Source organism: Faucicola mancuniensis (assembly GCF_046523945.1).
Classification (GTDB): Bacteria; Pseudomonadota; Gammaproteobacteria; order Pseudomonadales; family Moraxellaceae; genus Faucicola; species Faucicola mancuniensis.
Genome location: NZ_CP171363.1, coordinates 940,640 through 964,302 on the forward strand (window position 1 = coordinate 940,640; position 23,663 = coordinate 964,302).

General features: G+C 46.2%; 8 protein-coding genes. All 8 read left to right on the forward strand.

Annotated features, from left to right (window positions below; translation table 11 throughout):
* Positions 1–10: 10 nt before the first annotated feature.
* The 8 genes from ACGTJS_RS04795 to ACGTJS_RS04830 all read left to right on the forward strand — a co-directional run bounded on the left by ACGTJS_RS04795 (position 11) and on the right by ACGTJS_RS04830 (position 23,594).
* Positions 11–889 carry a CARDB domain-containing protein gene (locus ACGTJS_RS04795; protein WP_410472979.1) on the forward strand — a complete coding sequence of 293 codons (879 nt, stop codon included), beginning with the start codon at positions 11–13 and terminating at the stop codon, positions 887–889.
* The gene (locus ACGTJS_RS04800; RefSeq protein WP_410473223.1) at positions 775–2,502 is read left to right on the forward strand and encodes a CARDB domain-containing protein; all 1,728 of its coding nucleotides are present in this window, start codon (positions 775–777) and stop codon (positions 2,500–2,502) included. Before ACGTJS_RS04795 ends, ACGTJS_RS04800 begins: the two co-directional genes overlap by 115 nt.
* Positions 2,478–4,913: a hypothetical protein gene (locus ACGTJS_RS04805; protein ID WP_410472980.1), complete on the forward strand. Its 2,436-nt coding sequence runs from the start codon at positions 2,478–2,480 to the stop codon at positions 4,911–4,913. Before ACGTJS_RS04800 ends, ACGTJS_RS04805 begins: the two co-directional genes overlap by 25 nt.
* Positions 4,840–8,967 (forward strand): putative Ig domain-containing protein, encoded by a 4,128-nt coding sequence (locus tag ACGTJS_RS04810; protein ID WP_410472981.1) that lies wholly within the window; start codon positions 4,840–4,842, stop codon positions 8,965–8,967. The genes ACGTJS_RS04805 and ACGTJS_RS04810 overlap by 74 nt, the downstream gene beginning before the upstream one ends.
* Positions 8,964–10,658, forward strand: coding sequence for a hypothetical protein (locus tag ACGTJS_RS04815; RefSeq protein ID WP_410472982.1), 1,695 nt, complete (start codon positions 8,964–8,966; stop codon positions 10,656–10,658). The genes ACGTJS_RS04810 and ACGTJS_RS04815 overlap by 4 nt, the downstream gene beginning before the upstream one ends.
* 138 nt (positions 10,659–10,796) lie before the next feature.
* Positions 10,797–11,396: a dockerin type I domain-containing protein gene (locus tag ACGTJS_RS04820; protein WP_410473224.1), complete on the forward strand. Its 600-nt coding sequence runs from the start codon at positions 10,797–10,799 to the stop codon at positions 11,394–11,396.
* Entirely contained in the window at positions 11,359–20,667 is a 9,309-nt protein-coding gene (locus tag ACGTJS_RS04825) for an Ig-like domain-containing protein (RefSeq protein ID WP_410472983.1), read from the forward strand. The genes ACGTJS_RS04820 and ACGTJS_RS04825 overlap by 38 nt, the downstream gene beginning before the upstream one ends.
* Positions 20,664–23,594 carry a tandem-95 repeat protein gene (locus ACGTJS_RS04830; protein ID WP_410472984.1) on the forward strand — a complete coding sequence of 977 codons (2,931 nt, stop codon included), beginning with the start codon at positions 20,664–20,666 and terminating at the stop codon, positions 23,592–23,594. The genes ACGTJS_RS04825 and ACGTJS_RS04830 overlap by 4 nt, the downstream gene beginning before the upstream one ends.
* Positions 23,595–23,663 lie beyond the last annotated feature (69 nt).

Here is a 23,663-nt window from a genome sequence, read left to right on the forward strand (position 1 = left end):
CAAATACTATGTGTTTGTGATCACCGATGCCAGTGTCGATAGTGACGGCAAGGTAAAGATTAAAAAAGAATTTAATAATACTTCACCGACAAATCGTAATGACGAGGGGCTAAGCCACTTTGGTGGTAAAAACTTTGGTTCACCTTATACCGGGTCAGTCTATGAAGGGCTGTTAAATAGCAACAACAGCAAACGCAGTGAGCTTAATATCACCTATCGTGAGCCGGATTTAGTCTTTGAAGACATTAAACTATCCAACCCAACCCCAAAAGCTGGGGAAGAGATTACTGTGACATGGACGGTGAAAAACCAAGGCACGCGGGAAACACGCTCAGGCTTTTGGTTAGATGGTTTATATCTATCAAAAGATGACGCGCTTGATAGAACCGACTTTGCCTTGGTTGACCGTGGCAGTGAGATTGAACGCAATACCAGAACTCGTGTCACTACGGTTAGCAGTGTGGATAGCGATAAAACCGTCCATTTAAAACCAGGCGAAAGCTATACGAACACTGCGACCTTTAGATTGCCCACCAATATCGGTGGTGACTACAAACTGATTTTAAAAACCGATACCGAGTTTTTAAACGACTCTGAACATTACGGCATTACCAGTACGATTCGTCCCGATCTTAATACGATTAAAGTGAAAATATCAACAATGTGCTGGAATTTGCTGATGAAGGCAATAATGTCAAAGTCGTCGATCTGCCCATTACCTATGTCACGCCCCCGGATTTACAAGTGGTCAGCGTCATGGCCGACACGGGTGTCATTGCCGGTCAACAATTTAACCTTCAATACCGGGTGGTCAACAAAGGCGGCGATGTGCCAAGTGATCAGTATGGTTGGTTTGATAAGGTCTACCTATCAAAAGACCGCTTTTTAGACACCAGTAAAGACACCTATTTAGGGTACGTGGCACACCAAGGTGGCCTGACTAAAGATGGCAGCTATGACGCCAGCTTATCGGTTAAAGCACCGATTGACTTTAGTGGGGACTACTACGTGTTTGTGGTAACTGATGCCGGCAATGATGTGGTGGGTAAAGTACGTGAATTTGAAGGCGATACCAACAATGACACCGCCGCTGAACAACCAATATTAATTACCCTACCACCACCGGCTGACTTGGTGGTCAATGACATTCAGCTACCGACCACAGCCAAGGTAGGCGATGAAATTGCCATCACCTATACCGTTAAAAATCAGTCTGACAACCAAGCTTATGGCAGCTGGTCAGATGCCATTTATATCTCCAGTGACAACAGCTGGGATAAAGGTGACATCCTACTGGGTCATGTGTCCCATACAGGCGGTTTAGCAGCCGGCAGTGAATACCAAGCTACATTAAAAAGCTATATTGACGCCAGTGGTAAACCCGTCAAAATCACCCTTCCACCGCTAAAAGACGGTAACTGGCATATCGTGGTACGTCCAGATGCGTACAATGAAGTATATGAAGGTAACATCCGCTACACTGAAACCGGTCTTATCAGCGATTCGGCAGAGGCTAATAACGTCACCAGTTCAGCGGCAACCGTGGCAGTCACGGTGCCGAGTATCACATTAGGCACGGCGCAAGAATTAAACTTGGTCAGTGGCGAGACCAAGCTCTACAAATTAAATGTCCAAGATGGTAAAACCTTACGTATCTTACTGAATTCTGCAACAAATATCGCCAATAACGAAGTATACGTGCGCTACGGTGACATTCCAAACGGCTACAATTATGATGCGGCGTACACCCAAGGGTTATCCGCTAACCAGACTGTCCTGATTCCAGCGACCAAAGCCGGTGACTACTACATCTTAGTGAAAGCACGGGACACCGGTAAAGACGAACAGCCGATTACCCAACCGCAAGTTACCTTATTAGCCCAAGCGATGCCGCTCAGTATCACCAAAGTCACCCCAGACCAAGGCGGTAGTGGTGATGATGCCCATCGCTGGGTCACCATGGACATCTATGGTACCCACTTTGCCGCAGGGGCGGTGGTAAAAATTAGCCGTCCGGGTGTATTTGAAATGGATGCGGCACGTTGGCAGGTTATCGATGCCACCCATATCCGAGCCATCTTTGACTTACGCCAAGTGCCCTTTGGTCTTTATGACGTTGTGGTAAAAAACCCCAATGGTGATACCGTAACCGAAGCGTATCGCTACTTGGTTGAGCGCATGATTGAGCCAGATGTCACCATCGGTATTGGCGGTAGTCGCACCCTTGAGCCTGGGGATAAAAATGACTACAGTGTCAGCTTACAAAGCCTAACCAACGTGGATACACCGTATGTGCGCTTTGACGTTGGTAGCACCGAGATGGGCTACAGTGAGAATCTCATTGAAGGCTTAGCCCTACCGTATGTCATCTTTGCCTCTAACGTCGCGGGGCGCCCTGATGGTCAGGCGGTGGATATTGCCAATAACCAGCAATATGGTCAAACGCCATTAACCGGGCGACTACGTCAAGATGTGCCTTGGGCGCGCTTGACAATGCGTTAAACACTAGCGGCTATAACTTAACCCCAGGCTACGCCTTTGACATGAACGCAGGCGGCTTTGTGGGAGCGACCTTTAACGTACAGACCTACCCTGGGTTAAAAGAGTGGTTAGCGCAAGACTTTGCCGGCTTACGCGACAAGCTGTATGCCATTCGTCCAGAGTGGAAAGAACAAGGCTTACTTGATGGTGGCGTCCAAGATTTAGATAAAATCAGCAGTGGCTTAACCCATAAATTCTTAACCATTGATGAAGACACCAAAACCAATCTGACGAAAAAAGAGCTGCTATCATTACCGTTTAGATTTGATGTGTTTGGTAGTGCAACGCCGATTACCCGAGCGGAGTTTATAGCTGATCAGACAGCGCACGCTGAAAAACTGCGTCAAGCCATTTTAGCCGATAGCGGCGCCAATGATGCGTTAAAACTACTGGCTGCCGATCAAACGCAGTGGCAGATGGGGTGGCTTGCGGCCCTTGAGAGTGCAGGGTTATTACGTCCAGAGAATGAAGCGCCACCAATTCGTAACGACGTTAAGGTGGTGAGTTTAACTGCTACCTTAGCCACCGGTATCCTAGTAGGTAAAGCGGGCAGTGAATACACCACCCAACAAGATTTGCTGGCGTTCTTTGCCAAAGTACAAGCTTGGTATGGGGATACGGCACGTTACTCGGGTGATCCACAGGCACAAAAGGCGCCTATTGACTATTATGAATCCCGTCAAGATCAAGAAAGTAACTTTGTTGAAGTGCCGGTGTTTAAATCACCCACGGCTGAGTCATTTGACTTAAATGCCGCAAAAGACACCTATTTCTTAGATTTTAACGTGTATGCCGGTAGCCGATCTGAGCTTGAGTACTTACGTCACACGGGTCAATTAGATAACGAATTTAGACCGATTGGACCTAAAGCGCTCAGCCTTACCCAATACTTAATGCAGCTAGCTCAGCAAAACACCGGCAGCACGGTGAGTATCAAAGGACCTAAAGCACTGGCGAATACCGAAGGGGTCAGCTACTTACCAAGTGGGGTATCGCTGCCTTATCAAATTAATTTTACCAATACCAGTGAACAAGGCGTAAAACAAATTCGCTTGGTCAGCCAGATCGATGACAGTCTAGATCCGTATCGTCTGCGTTTGCAAGACATTAAAATCGGAGATATCAACGTTCACTTACCGGGTGATAAAGCCGTGTTCCAAGGTGACTTTGACTTTACGGCCAGTAAAGGCTTTATCTTACGCGTGAGTGCTGGGGTAGATGCGGTGAACCGAGTGACCACTTGGCTGATTCAGGCCATCGATCCAAACACTGGCAATGTGATTGATATCGACAGTAAAGCGTTGTTAGAAAAGGGTGGCGCAGGATTTGTCAACTACAGTATCAGTGACCATATTGATGCGGTGCAAGATGGTGTGATTACCAGTCAAGCGCGTATCTTCTTTGACAACCAAACCCCGGTGGAGGCTGCACCGATTAGCTATCGATTGGATAAAATTGCGCCACAAAGCCGTGTCGTTGCCACCACACGACGCACGAGCGATGTACCGAGCTATGATGTCACATGGCAAGCGGTCGACAGTGGCAGTGGCGTGAAACATGTTACCGTGTATGTTGCCAAAGATGGCGGCGACTTCAAGATTTGGCAAAAACAAGTCATGGGCGATCACGGCCAAGCGGTATTTACCGGAGAGGCCGGCAGCCAGTATGAGTTCTTAAGCATCGCAACCGATTTAGCGGGTAACCAAGAGCAAGCTCAAATCAGCAATGCGGTGTTACCGGATGATGGTAGTCAAGCCAGCTTACTTGAGCAGCTTGGTGTACAAGAGGAGTTGGTACAAACCGCCCAAACCCCAACGGCACCTAGAGATCGCACTTATGAGAGCAATACGTTATTTGCCGAAGTGAAAAAAGGCTTGCCTGGGTTTATCGCTGATAAAGTGGTAACAGGCCTTAGCAAAACACATGACTTACAATCAATACTAGCGCCGTTTAGCTTACGCGGCTTTGCCACTGGCTTTGCAAAAAGTGCGGCCATGGGTAGCAGTGCCATGGTACAGCTAGCCAATGGCAACTTATTGGTTAGTGGTGGTGAATTACGTAACAGCGTTTATCAATTTAATGGTAAAGAGGGCGGTTATCAAACTCAGCCATTATTTAGCCTAGATGAGCCGATTTTAGACATGGCACAAGATGCCTTGGGTCAACTGTGGGTCATGACAGGTCGTGCCTTATTGCTGGTTGACAGTCAAACTGGTAGCTTCATTGACACTGTCACTTTAACCAATGATGCACCGCTTACCCATGCGCTGGCGATTGAACCACAAACCGGTAAAATCTATGTCTCAAGCGGTGATGGCATCGAAATTTACGATCCAAAAGCGTTGGATAAAACCAAAGCTTGGCGACTTTAGCAACTATCAAGTGCGTGACTTAGCCTTTGGTCCCGATGGTCGTCTATGGGGCGTACAATGGGATGGGAAGGATATTACTGATAGCCAGTATGGTCATACCCAAATCGTCAGCTTCCCAATGACTGGTCGAGAAATCGGTCGTGCCCAGTTTGAATACAGCCTATCAGGGGTGATTGACAGTATCGCCTTTGGTCAAACCGGCAGTGAACTTGCCGGGCTACTGATAGCTGGTAGCCAAACGGACAATGTGGTGACGCAAGGTTCAGCGGTCAGTCACAGTGCCAACCTGTGGATGATTAACTTAACGACCCGTGAGCTTGTCAGCGTTGCTCAAGGGGGGACGCGCGCAGAAGCATTGGTGACCACGCAAGATGGGCGTATCTTGGTGGCGCAAACCGGGTTTGTCGATGAAGTGGCACCGATTAAAGCGCCGAAAGTCGTTACTAGCTCGATTGCGGATGGTGCGTTACTACCCTTACCAGTCAATCAAATCACAGTCAGCTTCGATCAAAGCATGTGGACAGGCAGCAATGGTCAAGACAGCCAAGACCCAAGCAGTGTGTTAAACCCCAATAACTATCGCTTAGTCTCTGTTAGCAGTGGTAGTAGCCAAGTGATTAACCCAACGCAAGTCACGTGGGATGAAGGGTCTAAATCGGTCATTCTCACGCTGGGTAACCTCAATTCTGATCAATGGCGTTTAGAAGTGGCCTCAAACGTGGTCAGCCGTGCGAAAGTACGCCTTGATGGCGTGTATGTGGTTGGCTTTACCACGGTAAGCGACTTGACCAATCAACTCAAAATCGACTTTAGCAACACCCGAGCCGATCGTTTAACCGGTAGTATTAGCTATGATGTGAATATCACCAACCTAGGGGTGGATAACTTAAAAGGGCCGCTCATGCTGCTCATTGACCCCGGTCAATACTTTAGCGGCAGCATCGATGGCAATGCGTTATCAGGTGCACAGCAGGGGCTATGGGTGATCGATGCCAGCGCGGCACTCAAACAATCTGGTGGCAAGCTTGCCCAGGGTCAAACCTTGAAAAATATCACAGTGACCGTGGTCAGCCCCCAAGACCTAAGTACCAGCCAAGCCGGTGGTACACTGATTAAAGCGACTTTAAGTCATCAAGTGTATGGTTTACCGTACGCCAACCTACCGCCTACGATGGCGGCAATGACCACAACCACGGTCGTTGATAGTGCGGGTGTCTCACAAACGGTCAGTGACATCAGCACCAGCAGTGAGCTTAATGCAGCACAAATCAATCAAGCGTGGCAAGCGAACTTAGTGGCAACGGACAGTGATGGTCAAGCGTTTAGTTGGGTATTGGTGGATGCGCCACTGGGCATGACGTTAAGCCAATCAGATCAAATCAGTACAACGAGCACAGGCGACTATCAAAATATCGCCACCTTACATTGGACCCCCACGGCGCAAGATTTAGCAGATACCAGTATCTTGGTTAAAGTCATTGATAGCCGTGGCGGCGTGGCGTTAAAACGCTTTAATATTTCGGTCACGGGCGGTAACCATGCCGTGGTCATTACCCAGCCACGCAATGTACGCTTGGGTGAAAACACCACGCTCACCTTACCGATTGGGGTCAGTGATGCCGACGGCGATGTCATTACCGTCAGCTTTAACAACTTACCCGATGGCGCGCAATACGATGCGGCAACGCGTACCTTAACGTGGACGCCAAGCTATGATCAAGCAGGTCAATACAACAACATTGAAATTATTGCTAGTGATGGCAAAACCATCAGCAAGCAGGTGTTTAACGTTGAGGTAAGCCAAGGCTATGCCAAACCGCAGTTGCCTGCGATGCCTACCCAAAATTTACGTGAAGGCGAAGCCTTTGGTATGCAATTGCCAGGCTTTATGCCAGGGGGGTTGGTGCAGGCCGATGGCACCACGGTCAGCCTTGAGTATTACATCAATGTATTGCCGGCAGGGATGACACTTGATCGTCAAACCGGTTGGTTAAGCTGGACGCCGGGCTTTACCCAGCACGGTAAAACCGAGCTACCGATTCGTTTAATTGCCACCTATCAACCAGCGGACGGCAGTCGTCCGGTCACCACCGTGGCCAGCCAAACCTTGGTACTCGATGTCGCCAATGCCAATGGCGTGCCGGTGTTTATGGACAATCAACCTTGGCAAATCATGGAAGGTCAACCGCTGCGCATTAGCACCTTTGCCATGGATCCAGACAACCCAAGCTTTACGCCCAAAGTGCGTTTCGCTGAGGGCAAACCTGCGGTTAGTGAAGATGGCACCGACGTACCGGCAACGGTTCGCTACGAGATTAAAGGCTTACCTGAGGGGGCAAGCTTTGATGCAGAAACCCTACAAATTAGCTGGACACCAACCTATCAACAAGCGGGTACTTACTATGTTGAAGTAACGGCAACCGACGATGGCGACGGTACAGGGGTGCCAGCGGTTGCTAAAATGATTGTACCGATTCAAGTGAATAATGCCAATCGTGCCCCCGTGTTTGGCAAGCTTGACAGCGTGGTGGTGAAACGCGGTGAGGCTGTCGATATCCCAGTGTCAGTCATTGACTTGGATGGTAATGACATTAACTTAGCCTTATCAGGGCTGCCACGCTTTGCCAGCTTTACTCAAACCTCGGTGGAAAATACGACCAAAGGTCGTGTGATATCAGGGGTTATTCATTTAGCGCCAAGCGCTGGCGATCGCGGCAGTTATACCATAGGCTTAACTGCCACTGATGATGGCGATGGTGATAGCAATGCCGCTCAGCAAACCAGCACCGCATTTGTGGTCACGGTACAAAGTGAAACCGAGGCGCCTGTCATTGCGATGCCACGTCAACTGATAGCTGTCGCTGGCCAAAAACTCTCAATCCCCGTGAACGTCAGTGACCTTGATCAAGACGCATTAAGCTATGTACTCCAAGGGTTACCGGCGGGTGCTAAACTGGTTCAAGGTGTGCGTTATGGGGAGGCAACCATTGAATGGACGCCAACCACTGCCCAGATTGGTCAATATAACGCCACCTTGATTGTTAAAGACAGCGGCTTACCAGCCGCAAATTCTGGGTATGCCACACCCGAAAACCCCGTGGTCAATGTCACCAGTGTGGACTTTAGCATTCAGGTTAAAGCAAGCAATACCGTTCCTGGGGTGCTGAGTATCAGTGCCAATGGTCAGTTGGTGGAGGACACCAACTTAGCCGCCCCGTTGACAATTGCCGCTAAAGAGGGGGAAGCCCTCAATTTACAAGTGATTGCCCGTGATGGCGATGGTGATAGCTTATACTGGAGAGCCACTGGCTTACCCAGTGGTATGACCTTAGATAGCACGTCACAAAGTAATGGTCAAAGCACGCTAAGTTTAAACTGGCTACCAGGCAGCTTTGCGGCGCAGCTAGACAATGGTTTGGGTAAAGGTAGTTACCTAGTCACCTTAACCACCAGTGATGGTATGGCAAGCTACGAGCGTCAAGTGCGCATTGATGTCGCCAACACCAACCAAGCCCCGGTGTTACTACCGATGCCGATGCAGCTCGTATATGAAGGTCAAACCTTAGGCTTTAGTGTCATGGCGCAAGATGCCGATGGGGATGCCTTGCGTTATAGCTTGGTTTACGATGACACCACCCCCAAAGACGTGCAATTTAACCCAACCACCGGTTACTTTGAATGGACACCAACGGTTAACACCGTGGATAACGCCACAGCCAAAGATAAAACCTATCAATTTACCTTTGCCGCCACAGACGGACAAGCCCGTGTGTTACGCACGGTACAAGTGCGCGTACTCGATGTTAATCGTGCGCCGACGATTAGCGCCAGCAATCATGCAGTGGTGGTGGGTGATACCTTAAGCTTGCCGATTGTAAAAGGTACCAGCCAACCCACAAAAGCGGGGATTTACCTACAAGATGCGGACGGTCAGCGGCAAACACAGGGCTTAACGGTCAGCTTTAGCCACTTACCCGAGGGGGCAGTGTATGATGCCAGCCGTGGCGTACTTGACTGGACGCCAGACCCGGTAAAATCGGGGATTATCAAGTGACCGCCACAGTCAGTGATGGTCGCAGCGAGACCTATCAAGTCTTTACCTTGCGAGCGGTTGCCGATAAAGACAGTATTCAGCCTGATATTTTAGTCAATCTCACCCCGCAAACCCCAATTCTACCAGGGCAGTTAGCGACGTCTACCATTCGTGCCCAAAGCTATGCCGCCATTGCAAGCGTGACAGTACAAGCACGAGGCGCCGGTATCGGTGCTAGCGACTGGCAAACCGTTGAGCTTGATAATGCTGGACGCTTACGCTTAACCCCCGCTTATCCAGGGCTAGTTGAACTGCAAGTCACCGCCACCGATATTGATGGCTTTAGTCACACCACCACCGAGCGACTAAGGGTGAAAGACCCAGCCGATACAAGTGCACCGCTACTACAATGGACAGGTGCCCTACAAGGCCTACAAGCAGGTAGTACGCCGCTGCGTATCAGTTACAGCACGGCCATCAGTGCACGGCTTCAAGATACCCAATTGATGGGTTATCGCTTGGAGATTGCCCCATCTGTTGTGGGTCAATCCGTGCAGAGCTTGGTATGGCAAAGCTTGGGTGAAAACGATTATGCTGCCCAAGCGATAGATGCACAAACTGCCCTTGCCACGCTGGACCCTCACACCTTGAATAACGGGGTGTATCAATTACGTCTCACCGCGTGGGATTTAGCGGGTCGTAGCACCACCCAAATGGTTTCGCTGCTCATTGACAGCAGTGAAAAGACTCAAAGGGTTACCACCACCGACAGCCTATTTAGTGTTGGTAATCATACGCTGGCGTTAACGCGTGAGATGATGCCGGGTAGCACGCAGCAGGATGCGGGAAATTGGCGATTACCGCTACTTGATAGCCAGCTCACCCATGACCAAGCACTTAAAGATGCGACAGGTGCTACCGCACCTTGGCGTCAGGGTACCAATGTTTGGTTACAACTGCCAACGCTGGCGAACAACGATCAAGCTGCTGTAAACTTAAGCTTTAGCTTAGGGCTTGAGCCGCTGGGAAATAATTTATACCGCCCGGTGTTTAGCCAAAGCCAAGGTTGGCAGCTCAGCGTAGGTGACTTAAATGCCCAGTCGGTGCAACTCACCTTACAAGGGGGTCGCTTATACAATGCCGCGACCGGTCTTGCTTGGGTGCCAAGCGGCTTTGTAGCGACCGATAAGGTAGGCAATCGTTACCAATTATCGGCGCAAGGTAAACTTAGCCAAGTGGTCTTTAATGACAATACCCAGTGGCTGGTATCCGACAGTGGCGTTACCTTGGTGGGCGATGCCACCCAGCAAGCCCGTGTCCAGTTGATTCGGGATGACAAGGGTCGTATTGAGCGGATTGTTGGTATGGACAGTCAAGGGCAATTACAAAGCATTGTGTATCGCTATGATGCACAAGGTCAGCTGGTGACGGCTCGAAGCCTCGTCGGCGATAGCGTCAATCAGCGGTATGGCTACCAAACCGACGGCAGTTTGCTGACAGCGCAAACGGCTGGCTATTTAGGTGCTGCGGTGAATTGGGGCGATACCACCCAAAATACGTGGCAGGGGACTCTAACGGCAACGCCTACGTATTTAACCTTTGGGGTGCGGGAGAGTGAACTCGCTTCAACCCGTAAAGCCCCTGGTAGCACGGGCAGTGTGATTGTTGCTGTGCATAGCACGGGCAATGCCAGCGTGGGGGTTGACGGCTAAGGCACGCATGTCTTAAGCCAGTCAACCAATGCCCAAGGGGTCACCACGACCTTAATCCGAGTCACTGAAGCAGGCTTTAAGCGACTTACCTTAACGGGCAGTGGGGAGACCCGCCTCGATCTGGTATTAGCGGGTGATATCAACCGTGATGGTAACATCGACGGTTTAGATTCTGCTACCTTGGAAAAAGCCTTAGCTTCTCAAGATGCGAGCTTAGACACCAACATGGATGTGAATGGGGATGGGGTCGTTAACGCCAGCGACCGTCAGGTGCTGTTTAGCAATTATGGCTTTAAAGCCAACCAAGCCCCGGTGAATGTGTTAACCAGCGAGCAGCAACAGCAGTTTGCTAAAACCCATACCGATTTGGGTAAACAAGCAAGCCTCGATGGGGTTGCCCAAGATTTAGAGGGCGACCAAATCTTCTGGCGCGTGGTCGGCGGCAGCCATGGGGTTGCTAGTCTCAATGCCGATGGTAAAACTTTAAGCTTTAAGCCAGAGGCTGGCTTTAGTGGTACGGCAACGGTGGTGGTACAAGCCGATGACGGCTTTAGCCGAGCAGCACCGATTGAATTAAGTTTTACTGTTAGCGATGCGAAGTTGGTACTGATTAATATTGAGCGCATTCAAGGCTTGGCCTTGGGTAGTGGCGATAAGCTGCATGTAACCGGTGATTTCGCCGATGAGAAAGGGGTTGCGCTTGCCTGCCGATTATGTGCGCTTTGTGTCCAGCAATGATAAGGTCATATCGGTAGATGCACTGGGTAATGTCCGTGCCACTGGGATGGGTCAGGCGGTGGTAAAAGTGATTGCCCGGGGTATTGAGGCGGTCAATGTGTTTAGCGTATCGGTGGAGCAGCCACAAGCCTACAGCGGGATTGAGGTAGATGTGTATCCTCTGGCGGTGAGCCTGCCAACCAATGGTCAGCGTCAGTTAAAAGTGACCGAGTATGATGGCACCCGTATTGATGCGGCTAGCAAAGGCTCAACGTATTTTATTAGTGATAGTACAATCGCAGATATTACCCCAGATGGCCTTATCATCGCCAAAAAAGCGGGTAACGCGAAAGTGTCGGTGATTAACAATGGTCGCCAGTATGATTTGGTACTACATGTGCAAGAGCCTGTCGTGGGTACGGGAAGGGTTTCGGCTGCCGATGGCGCTGTGGTAAAAGACGCTAAAGGCAATCAGTTGATGGTGGCACCGGGGGCGTTAAAAGATGGCACGAAAGTGTCCATTAATGAGATTAGCTTGAGTGATGTGGGGATGCCGCCTCCAGGTAATGGTAAGTTAAAAACACTCGGTGCGTTCCAACTGGATATCGGCGATGGTAAATCGGAACTGCCGCTACAGCTTGCGTTAAATGCCAATGATTATGTTGACCCAACCACCGGTGAAAAGCTAAAAACGGGTACAGAGATCCATTTCTGGCGTAAAGGCGAGATTATGGATGAAAACGGCGTGATGCATGAGACTTGGTGGCTCGTCGATAATGGCTACGTTGGGGCTGATGGTGTGGCGAGAACCGCAAGTCCGCCGTATCATGGGATTATGTTTGGTGGTAGTTATTGTGCGACGGTTTCAGATTATGACCCTAACATTGGTGCAGCTCGTGTGAAAATGCCTGCAACACCAGTGCTATGGTTGCCTGGTGCTATGATGGCTACCAACTTAGTTGGTCAGATGGCTACGGTTTCAGTCATTGGCATCTATGCTTCAATGGCTACATCTATTTACAGTATGGAATATACAATTGCAGGCACCTATAAACGACTGGTTACTAACACAGCGATTGATTTGGACAATTTAAGACTTAATTTCCCTGATGCACCTGTGGTTAAACTTAATACACCAGTTATTAAAGGATTAGACTTTGACCCAGTTACTTACAAACTGACGCTGACAGGTAGTGATTTTCTGCCAGCGGGTACAGTCGAAGGACAATTTGAAACCAAAATTTGGTTAGTGCCTCGTGGTGATCAGTTAGATGACTCAAGCGGTGGTGCTACCCCTGATCGTGGCTTGGTTTTCCACGGTTTTACACCTGATTCTATATCAGCAGACAAACTTGAGTTAACAATCGATCCTCATATTTCCTTGTCACAGCATTATGTATATATCGAAAGAAAAGCTTATGTTTATGAAAATGGTGAAAGAGTTGTCAGTAAGGAATCTGTTGATAGTCCATTGGCTACAACTTGGACAGCTGAGCCCTATAAGCATACGCTTGTTCTCAGTAGAGATAGTATCGATATTGTACAAAATGGCAATTTACCAAATCAATTTTCCTTTATTAAATCGATTACCCAAGATGAAAATGGTCAGCCGCTAAATTTTCTAGGGGCAAGAACTGATTCAATTGCGTTTAGTGATGATGGTACGCTTGCTTTCGTTACGGCTGGGCTAAGAGATGGCAAAATTTATGTCGTTGATACCAGTATGCGCGCTATCGTTTATACCATACATCTACAGAATCAAACAGCTAATATTACAAGTCTAATGGTTAATGATGGCTGGCTATATATTGCTGAATCGGACGGTGCAGGTAGCCGATTATTACGAGTTCTTATTGATTCAACATCACCTGAGTATCTAAAAGTTCAACAAACGGTTGATATTGGTAGTCAGTTTTCATATGGCATTAGCGATATGGCTGTGAGTGCAGGTCGATATTTAGGATTAGTAACACCAAAAGCCTCTTTGAGTATCGGTAATTTTTATGGTATTCGAACCGAACAAGATAAGGGTGACGTATATGTTCTTGATTTAGAGAAAATAGATAAAAATGGCAAGCTAGATAGCAAAGGTCTATTAAAAGTTTCACCAAGCGAATTGACAAATATTAGTAGTGGTGGAGCCCCTGAATTTATCACAGCTGGGCTATTACCAGGTGAGTTTTTAGTGTCATCGGTCAAGAATACTAATCGAGGCGTGTTTGGGTTAAGCTCGGATATTGAAACAGATAATGGTGATTTAAAAGGCACTTATAAGCTTAAAGCAACAAGTTTGAAACCTGAGAATGACCCTAAAGGCTATCGTAGCAGAGCGATATTGCAAAATATTCAACGCTCTTCAGAAACAGTATTAGCCGTGTTTAATGATGAGTTATATGCTTTTGTCTCAGATTATGCGTTTAATTTCAATGATCCATCTTGGAATCAATGGACAGAAGTACCTTTAGATACTCAAGGAGCAATATGGATACCTAAACAAATTCCGCAACCTCAAATCGGTGGCAAAATAGGTATTATAAAAGACCCGTTTGGTTATAAGGGAGAGCCACAGTATTTAGGGGCAACTTCTGCGATTAATGGTGGGGCAATAAAACGTCTTACTATGACGCAAGAGGGCATTCTGCAAGCTGATGTATGGATGTATGATGAGCCTGCACCTGATGGTTATGGCACCACTTCAAAACATTCGGTCTTTGCATGGAATGCGTCTGCATTATTGACTGCTGCCAATGTTTCAACAAACACAAATCAGTCTAAACCGATTGATCGCAATGATATTCCGACTCGTTCGGATCCTAAGCAGGAAATTCCTGAGGCGGTGCCTAATCGTTATGATACGCCTGATGGTGCTAATGAGTATGGATGGATCTATGGCATGGAAAACTACCATAGACCTGAGCAGGATATTGTTTCCTTAACGCCAACAGATATCCATATTCCTGCTATACCTGATTTAACAAATCAGAACTTTGAACCAGCTGCTAACATGTCTAATTGGGCTAGGGCTTGGGCTCGCGTTGGAGCAAACTTTGCACTATTGACTAACGGCATGGTAAGTTCAATGGGAAATGCACTTGGTTTTGAGGCAAAAAGTTATAAGCAAGAAGTTGCCAATGCTAAAGAAGTATTACGCTCATTACAATATGACAATAGCTCTTGGGAAAATGGTAATTATGGTTCCTATTTGTTTGATAGTTTACTACCGAAAATGTTTGATGGAATTGCATCATCATTTGCTGAAATTGGTACGGAAGCCATTGATGTAGGAAGTCGTATTCTTGCTGTTCACTCCACAATTCACAAGAATATACTCGATAGAATAGGCGTATTGGATGGAATTGAGTCGATTACAGGCAGTGATATTGCAACTGAGTTGCCAGATATTGAAATTCTAAGCCGTATGGGAGAAGAAGGGTCTAAAGACAAACCTAATTATTTAGAAATGGCAAAAATCCTTGCTGGAAATTTAGCAATTGCAGCGCCTTACAAGGTTGGTATTCCATTGGCATTTGAAGGAATGGGTGAAGCTGCAATTAATGGTGATATGCAAGCTTTATTTGATAATAGTGTTGGTATGGCACTATTGGCAATTGATTATCGTTCACATACGACTGGTAAAATAGTTAAAGGGTTAAATACACTTTATAAAGAAAAAATTTATGCCAAAAATCAGCTTATTAAAATCTCAGCTGAAGGTCGAGCGACACCTCAAGAGATTCTGATGTGGCGTAATCGAGTTTCAGAAACAGAAAAAGCCTTTCAAAGTAAACTTGAAGAAGCTAATGCTAAGATTAAACAACAATTTCATGATATGGATAAACAGCGTGGTAATTACGAAACATCCAATACTGGTCTAAAGCAAGTTAAAGATGAAACGCCTACGATTATTAAACCATTGAAGGGTAATGGTCATCTAACCATCAAACGAGCATCACAAATTTTTTCCAAAGACTGGCACTTCTTGGATCAAGCAGTTTCTCACTCAGAGATGTTTGAAATCGCAGTATCTGATGATGTATTAATTAACTGGAAACTAGATGAAATCCATGAGCTTAATGAACTCACAAAGCAAACATTACCAGAGGGTGTGAAAGCTGAAGACATCATTTCTTTAACAATAGAAGATTTCACAGGTATCGCTGACCAAGCACATGGTATTGAAAAGCGAGTTAATATTGTTGCTGTGGATCAAAAATTCTTAACGGAGCATTTTGGTGAAGGGGTGGATGCGTCATTTAGTATTCCAGAAATTACCGATAAAAATGGTGGTACGCTTACCTATGAGCGAAACTGGAAAAATAATAGTAGTAGCCTGACGATGTATGTCAGCAAAGATTTGCTTAAAACCGAAGAAGGCTATAAGGCAACACTTGCTCGCTTAGAAGATACTGTCTCTAGCTATGCCTATGAACTGCTACAAGCTGGTGACAAAGGTATCGGCTATGATAAGCTAATGACGAAAGTCAATGACAAGATGGACAAATTTGCTTACAGCGAGGACTTGAGTAATCGTCCTGAGTTCTGTTTTGTGGGTGGGACGCTGATACATACTGATAAAGGCTTGGTACCGATTAAGGATATCAAAGTCGGGGATATGGTGCTATCTCGTGATCAGCATAATCCAGAGGATGAATTGGTTTATAAACCTGTATTACGTACAATCGTTACAGAAAATGTGCCTGTGTTTTTTACAAAATTTAGACCTGAATCAGTAAATGCAGTTCCATTTGCTCAAAGAAATGATTTAACATTATATGCTGATTATTTATGTACTGCTAATCACCCATTTTGGGTTCAAGATAAAGGTTGGATAACAGCGGAAAAAATAGCATTAGATGATAATGTAATACTACAAGATGGCACAACTGCATTTTGTGATGGGAATGGCGGCTTTGATGGTTATCAAGGATTAGAAGTCATCTTTAGAACAGATAAAGCAAATGTGGGCTTTATTCCAAGATTTAGTGATTCAACCAATCATGGTCGTTTTGTCGATTTAGAGACAGGACGGACGCTATCATTCGGCAGTTATGACCCTGTTTTCCGCAAATTATTTGTTGAGGATACGCATTGGCGTAAGCGATTATTAGAACAAACGCCAGCACAATACCAAGATAATGCTGAGTTTTATGGTTTCCGCACTGGCTTTTGGCAAGATGGAGCAGGGATAGACTGGGCAGAGGGCGAAGGTCCTGTCACGACCACAGTTTATAATATTGAGGTCGCAGATACCCACACTTATTTTGTCGGTGAGCATGGGGTATGGGTGCATAACAGTGACAACTGCTTTGAACCCACATCCAGAGGGGATGCTGTTCCTATCTTGCCAAATGGAGGCACAGGTAAAGTCTATTATACCCGTGGATTATCCAAGCTTAATCGGGCAGCCGATATTCAAACAGGCATGGTAGGACGATTAGAAAAAAATTCGGCAGCGACCAAATTACAAAATTGGCATAAATTTGAAACTAGTGCTGAAGGTGTGGTTATGGATCTTAACGGTCATACCATTGCTCATACCTTACTATATGTCAATCCGAAAAAACTTGGTGCTTATTATATTAAATTAGGTGATTCTCGAGTCATGATAGATAAACTTGATAGCAATAACCGCCCGATTATCGATGACTATGGTAATGTCGTCAGAGAATACAGTAACTTTACCCGTGACAGTAAAGCCAGCGGTAAATGGGATTATATAGTTACTACTCCTAAAGACCAAGTACAACTCCTAGAAAGTTTATACCGTGCCAGTAAAGCACTCGACCAAAATACGGAAAGAGGTCATGTTATTGAGTTTGAAAAAGCGGGAACAACGGAAAAAGTTATGCAGTTTTTAAGAAATTTTAAAAAGAATCCTTCAGCTTTTGATTTTTCATCCTTACCTGACAATATGAAAGGCGAATGGACAGAAAACCTTAACTGGCTGCATGAAGATATTTATTTTGCCGATGCGGTCAAAGGGGATGTGAATGTACAGAATAGCCGTCCATTACCTGAGACATGGTATAGCATTCGTACAGATGCAAGTGGCGTAATCAAAGTACAACCTTTTGAACAAGCAAAGTTAATCGCAGATGGTAAATTAAAAGCGGCTAAAGATATGAGCCCAGAGAATGCAGCCCGTGACTGGATGAATAGCCCACAAGTACAGACATTGCTCTTAGCCAATAATGGCAAATTACCCCAAACTCTGGCAGAGCAGTTGTTTGGTGATATTTACACCGATACCAACGCAAATACAAGTTTAGCCAATGACAGTCACACGTGTTTTGCTGCTGGTACTTTAGTCCATACCGAGCAAGGACTTATACCGATTGAACAGCTAAAAGTCGGCGATAAAGTATTATCCAAAAATGCGGATGGTAGTGGTGAACTGGTATATAAAGCCGTTACTAAAACCATGGCTACGCATAATAGCCCTGTGTTTATGATGGAGTTTAATATATACGTTAATCCAGAATTAGACTTGGCAGATAGAGTAAACTTAAGATGTGAGCTTTTAGACGAAATAACTTTACCTCGTGCTTTATTTCTTACAGCGAATCATCCAATTTGGACAGAAAATCGAGGTTGGATTAAAGCCCAAGACCTCACCCAAGAAGATATTTTAGTCACAAAAGATAATCATAAATTTGTTTCTGATGTTGGTGGTGGTTATGAAGGGCGTTATGAAGCGATTGTGCCTCTCTATGAATCAGGTAAAGAAGGCTATGCCTATAGAATTAACTTTGGAGATGATACAGGTGAAAATTTAGGAGCATATATTAATTTATCAACAGGTAAAAATGATTGTTATGACCCTGACCCAAAATGGATTAATAAACTCTGGGTAAATTTTGATGACTGGAAACAAAATTTACTTGACCAAACCCCAACCGAACATCGAGATAATGTAGAATTCTACGGTTTCCGCACAGGTGACTGGATAGACCCCGACACCGTCACATGGGCAGAGGGCGAAGGTCCACTGACCATGACCGTCTATAACATCGAAGTCGAAGACACCCATACCTACTTTGTCGGAGAAGCAGGTATCTGGGTACATAACTGCGATACCGAACCGACCTACAGCAATAACCTAACAGTAGAACAAATCCAAACACTCGTTCCAGCAGAAAAACAATACTGGATAACTGCAGGCATTACCGAACAAGAACTCAATGATAAACTGGCAAATTATCAATTTGAGATAACCCAGCTTCAGCAAAATGTCGCTGCGGTAACCGATACCGATCATGCAATGATTCGATTCTCACCAGATGCTTCTGGCTATGGTTGGTTTATTGATAATACGCCACTAGATTCTAGCGAATATACCATGAGTTCGGCAGATTTGGGACAAACAAATAATACGGTCAAATCTGCTGAACATGTTGACTTATTGACTGTCTTAATTCATGAATTAGGACATGTGATTGGTATGCCAGTGCGTTCTCAACCCAATGATATCATGAGTGGCGATTTGAAAGCAGGTATGCGTAGATTGCCAACGACACAAGATGTGTTAGATAGGATGACAGCAGACTTGACTGTGAAAGATAGTAGCTTTATTGGTAAGCAGATTACAGTCAGTCAAAGTGCTGTCGGTACTCCTATTTTACGTTGGCAGTCAGTCAATACCAACACTACATTGACCAATAACGACTTCACCACCCAAGGCGACAACTGGCTCACTAGTGGCGACATCCGTTTTGACAGTCGTACCCAAAGTGCCACCCTCTCCGAAACGGCAAACACCCAAACCAGCCTACGCCAAGCCTTTAGCCTGACCGCTGACAACCGCATCCTAAGCTTCACCATTGCTGACAAAGACATCAAGACAAACGCAAACCAAGCAGGTGACGCCTTTGAAGCGGCTCTGTTAGATGCACACACAGGACAAGCCCTTAACAAAGTCACTGACCTCACCCGTACCGACAGCATGCTTAACCTCCAAGCTGACGGCACAGAGCATTTGGCCACAGGTATCAGCAAAGTTGCTAATGGCGATGGCACCAGCACCTACTACATTGACCTAACCCAATGGTACGCCGCCCAAACCACCGCAGGCAAAGCCACCGACGTCATGTTAAGCTTTGACCTACTCGGCTTTGGCACGGCGGACAGTCACGTCACCATCCGTGACATCAACCTCACCCGTGACCCTGTTGCCGTCAATGACCGCTACACCTTTGATGAAGACACCCCACTAACAGGTAACCTCATCAGCAATGACGTCTTAGCAGGCACACAGGTTAGCCAAGTTACCCTACAAACCCAACCTGCTCACGGTACCGTCACCATAGACGCAAACGGTAACTTTAACTATAGCCCAGATGCTAACTACAATGGAGAAGACAGCTTTAGCTACCAATACACCGATGCCAATGGCTACACCAGTAACATCGCAACGGTTAAACTGGCTATCAGCCCAATCAATGACACCCCAATCATTGATAAGACCAAACTACAAGGCATCATCAATGGACAAGAAATCATTGCAGGTACGCCAGTAAGCTTAAGCCTAACAGCTACAGGTAGTGACGTTGAAGGTGATACACTCTCCATCATCATCACCGAACAACCAAAACACGGTAGCATTACCCAGCAGCCTGATGGTAGTTACACTCTTATCTTTGATATCGACTATGAAGGACAAGACAGCTTTAGCTACACCATCACTGATGGTAACAGCCAAGCGACACCTGTCAGTGCCACTATCAACGTCTTACCATCCAACAAAGCACCGATAGCGATAGATGGACAATTCACCCTTAATGAAGATGGTACTGTCACATTGACCATTGACCAACTAGGCAATGACCCAGATGGTGACCCAATGACCATCACCATCCATCAAGCACCGGAGCACGGTACGCTTACTCAGCAAACCAACCCTGATGGTAAACTAGAACTTATTTACACCCCAGATGCCGACTACAACGGTACAGACAGCTTTAGTTACAGTCTAGCCGATGCCAAAGTGAGCTCAAGTATTGCGACTGCAACACTGGCCATCAATGCGGTCAATGACGCACCTGTGGTCACAGACACTACCGTCACCACGAATGAAGACACACCAACCATCATCAATGTCAAAGCAACGACCATGGACATTGACAATGACGTCAGCAATCTAACCCCAGTCATTTGGGTACAAGCCCATCATGGTAAAGTCAGTATTAACACTGATGGTACCATCAGCTACACACCAGATGAGAACTACCATGGTACAGATAGCTTCAGCTATATCATGAATGACACCAAGAAGACAGTAAGCTCGCAACGGTGACTATTAACATCACCCCAGTCAACGATGCCCCAGTGTTACAAGGACAAAGCTTAACCATCGCTGAAGACACTAACCTGATTATTCGCCCACTGCAAACCGCTAGCGATATCGATGGTGACATCTTAACCGTAGTCATTAGCAAACAACCTGAACACGGTACGTTGTTGGCGCAACAAGACGGTACCTATATCTACCGTGCGGCTGACAACTACAATGGCACCGACGGCTTTAGCTACTATGTCACCGATGGTCAATTAAACTCACCGGAACGTGTCATTAATGTCGGGGTTACTGCCGTAAATGATGCCCCAACAGCGACGAACAGTTTAGTAGTGGGTGTCGAAGACCATATGCATAGCTTACGTTGGACAGACTTTATTATCCAAGACGTTGAGCATGATGTACTAAGTGTACAAATCACTGAGCTACCAACGACAGGGTTATTGTTAAAACAAACGCTTACTAATACTTGGACACTCGTACAAGTTGGCGATCGCTTTACCCAGGCAGACTTAGATGCTGGATATCTTATCTTTGTTCCACATCCAAACCAATCAGGTGCTACAGGCTTTAGTCAAACAGGCTTTGGTGACCAACATAATCACTATGACCGTATTGGCTATCAAGCCTTTGATGGCAAAGCTTTCAGTAACACCACCCATATCATGGTTGATATCACGGCAGTGGCTGATGCGCCAACCTTATCACAAGGCAGTCAGTCTGTTACCAATGTCATCTTTAACACTGACTTTGAGAAAGTGACTAACCCTAATAGCAATTCAACCTTACTAACCCAAGACTACTTTAGTGGCTGGAAACTCATTAAAGAAGATGAAAGTCAGTGGGAGCAGTGGAAACGCTTCTTTACCCAAGGACATCTACCTTACGGTAACGACGGCTTTGAAATCTGGCAAACCGGTGACATGCTAGCGGATAACTGGGGTATTAAACGCCCAATGACTGCAAGCACCACCACGGCGAATAACCAGTCTTGGTTAGAGCTCAACGATGCCGCAGCGGGTCAAAGCCAAACCTTAGGTGTTGAACGTGAAGTACAAACCATTGCAGGGGCTAATTACAGTCTAAGCTTTGATTATGCCGGTCGTAACGGGTTTAGTGAATGCTATACGGGTATTAGCGTGTACCTAGGTGATACTTTAATCAAGCATTACCAAAACATCAGCCCTGCTGACAAGCTAAACTGGCAGCAAGTCTCAGTTGACTTCACCGGCACGGGTAAAGCAGAAACCCTACGTATTGTGATTGATAGCCATATCAATGGCTTGTTAGGTCGTGGTGCGATGGTGGATAATATCAAGCTTACCGAAGCAACTACCACTAATATCGGTCGTGAAGACCAAGCAATTGCGTTAAATCGTATCAATGCCAAACTAACCGATACCGATGGCTCTGAGCAATTAACCTTAAGTATTGCAAGTCTACCAGTTGGCACACAACTAACCGATGGTATCCATCAGTTTGTTGCTACTCAAGACAATACCACCGCCGTGGTCACTGATTGGCAGCTTGATAAGCTAAGCTTATTGCCACCACAAAACTTTAGTGGTAAACTCACCTTACAAGTCATTGCTACCAGTACCGAGCTAAGCTCTGGCAGTGTAGCAACGCAAACCCAAACGATGTTTATTGATGTCATTGCTGTTGCTGATACACCAATCCTTACACTACAAGCACGTGATATCACCACTCGTCAAATTGCCTACACAAGCTTTGAGAATGTATCAAACCACAACCTCGATAGCGATAAGCTATATTGGTTTGACACGGGTGCCACCGGTGGTGATATTTGGTCAGCCACAGCGGCTAAGTTTGGTAAGGTTATTGGCTTTGAGTTCTATACTGAGGGGGACAAAGTCACTCAAGGCTCAACCACCACGACCTTATCAGATTCTGCATATGGTAAGAGCTGGATGATGTTACATGATGGTCGTGGTATTGATGGTAAGGAAAAAGGCTATCAACTGCTTGGCGTTAACCGTAGTATTAAAACCTTATCAGGTATGACGTATCAAGTGAGCTTTGACTTTGCAGCAATGCCAGGCGTTACCCATGAGGATTTAAGCCGTATCCAAGTGTTTGCCGGTAATAAGCTGTTAGGCACGGTCCAAGGACTGATTGGTGATAGTCTAAACTGGCAACATGCAAGCTTTGACTTTGTGGCAACGACTGATAATACGCCAATTCGTTTGTTATTAGATGGGGTTGCCTTAGGCGATAAAGAGGCGAAAGGTCGTATGTTGATGCTTGATAACTTGTCAGTGGTTGAGATTTTAACCAATACCATGACGACAACCGGTAGTCATATTTATGCCATTGCTGGTATGGCAAATGCCTTGCCAAGTATTGCGATTAGCAGTAGTGATACTGATGGCAGTGAGCAGTACTATTTAGCACTGCAAGGCGTACCTGCAGGAGTGACGATTAGTGATGGTGTTTATAGCATTACTAATACAGGCTTTGAACCGATTACCATGCAACTTAACGGTATGGATTTGACCAAGCTAACCATTAAGACCAGTGATTGCTTCTGCGGTGATATTGATTTGACATTGCTTGCTTATAGCACTGAGTCAAGTAATCAAAGCACGGCACTGTTAAGCTATAATATGACTGTCACCGTGTTACAAGGTGAGCCTGCAGTGCCACAAAGTGGTTATGTGTCAGCAAATTACATTGATGAGACGAGCACGACCGTACAAGCACCGACCATAACGCAAGATACGTTAGCAACCCCAACCTTGACTGTGTCGACTTCTCAGCCAGTGGCAGTGATACCAGTCTCATCTGATGCATCATTGACGGTGACAGTATTACCGACAGCACCTGTCAGAGCAGATGATAAGCCTGTGACGGATGAGTGGTTGGCTAGCCTTGAGAAGCAAGCGTTGGCGAAGTGGGCGGTTTGATTATTTTCAATCATAATAACTACTAAAGGTAAAGGTTTTATTTTACTTTAGTAGTTATTATCAAATTAT

What these genes read in the sequence shown, in the direction of transcription:
- ACGTJS_RS04810 (WP_410472981.1), top strand. Translation starts at nt 4,840, where the DNA reads ATGTCTCAAGCGGTGATGGCATCGAAATTTACGATCCAAAAGCGTTGG.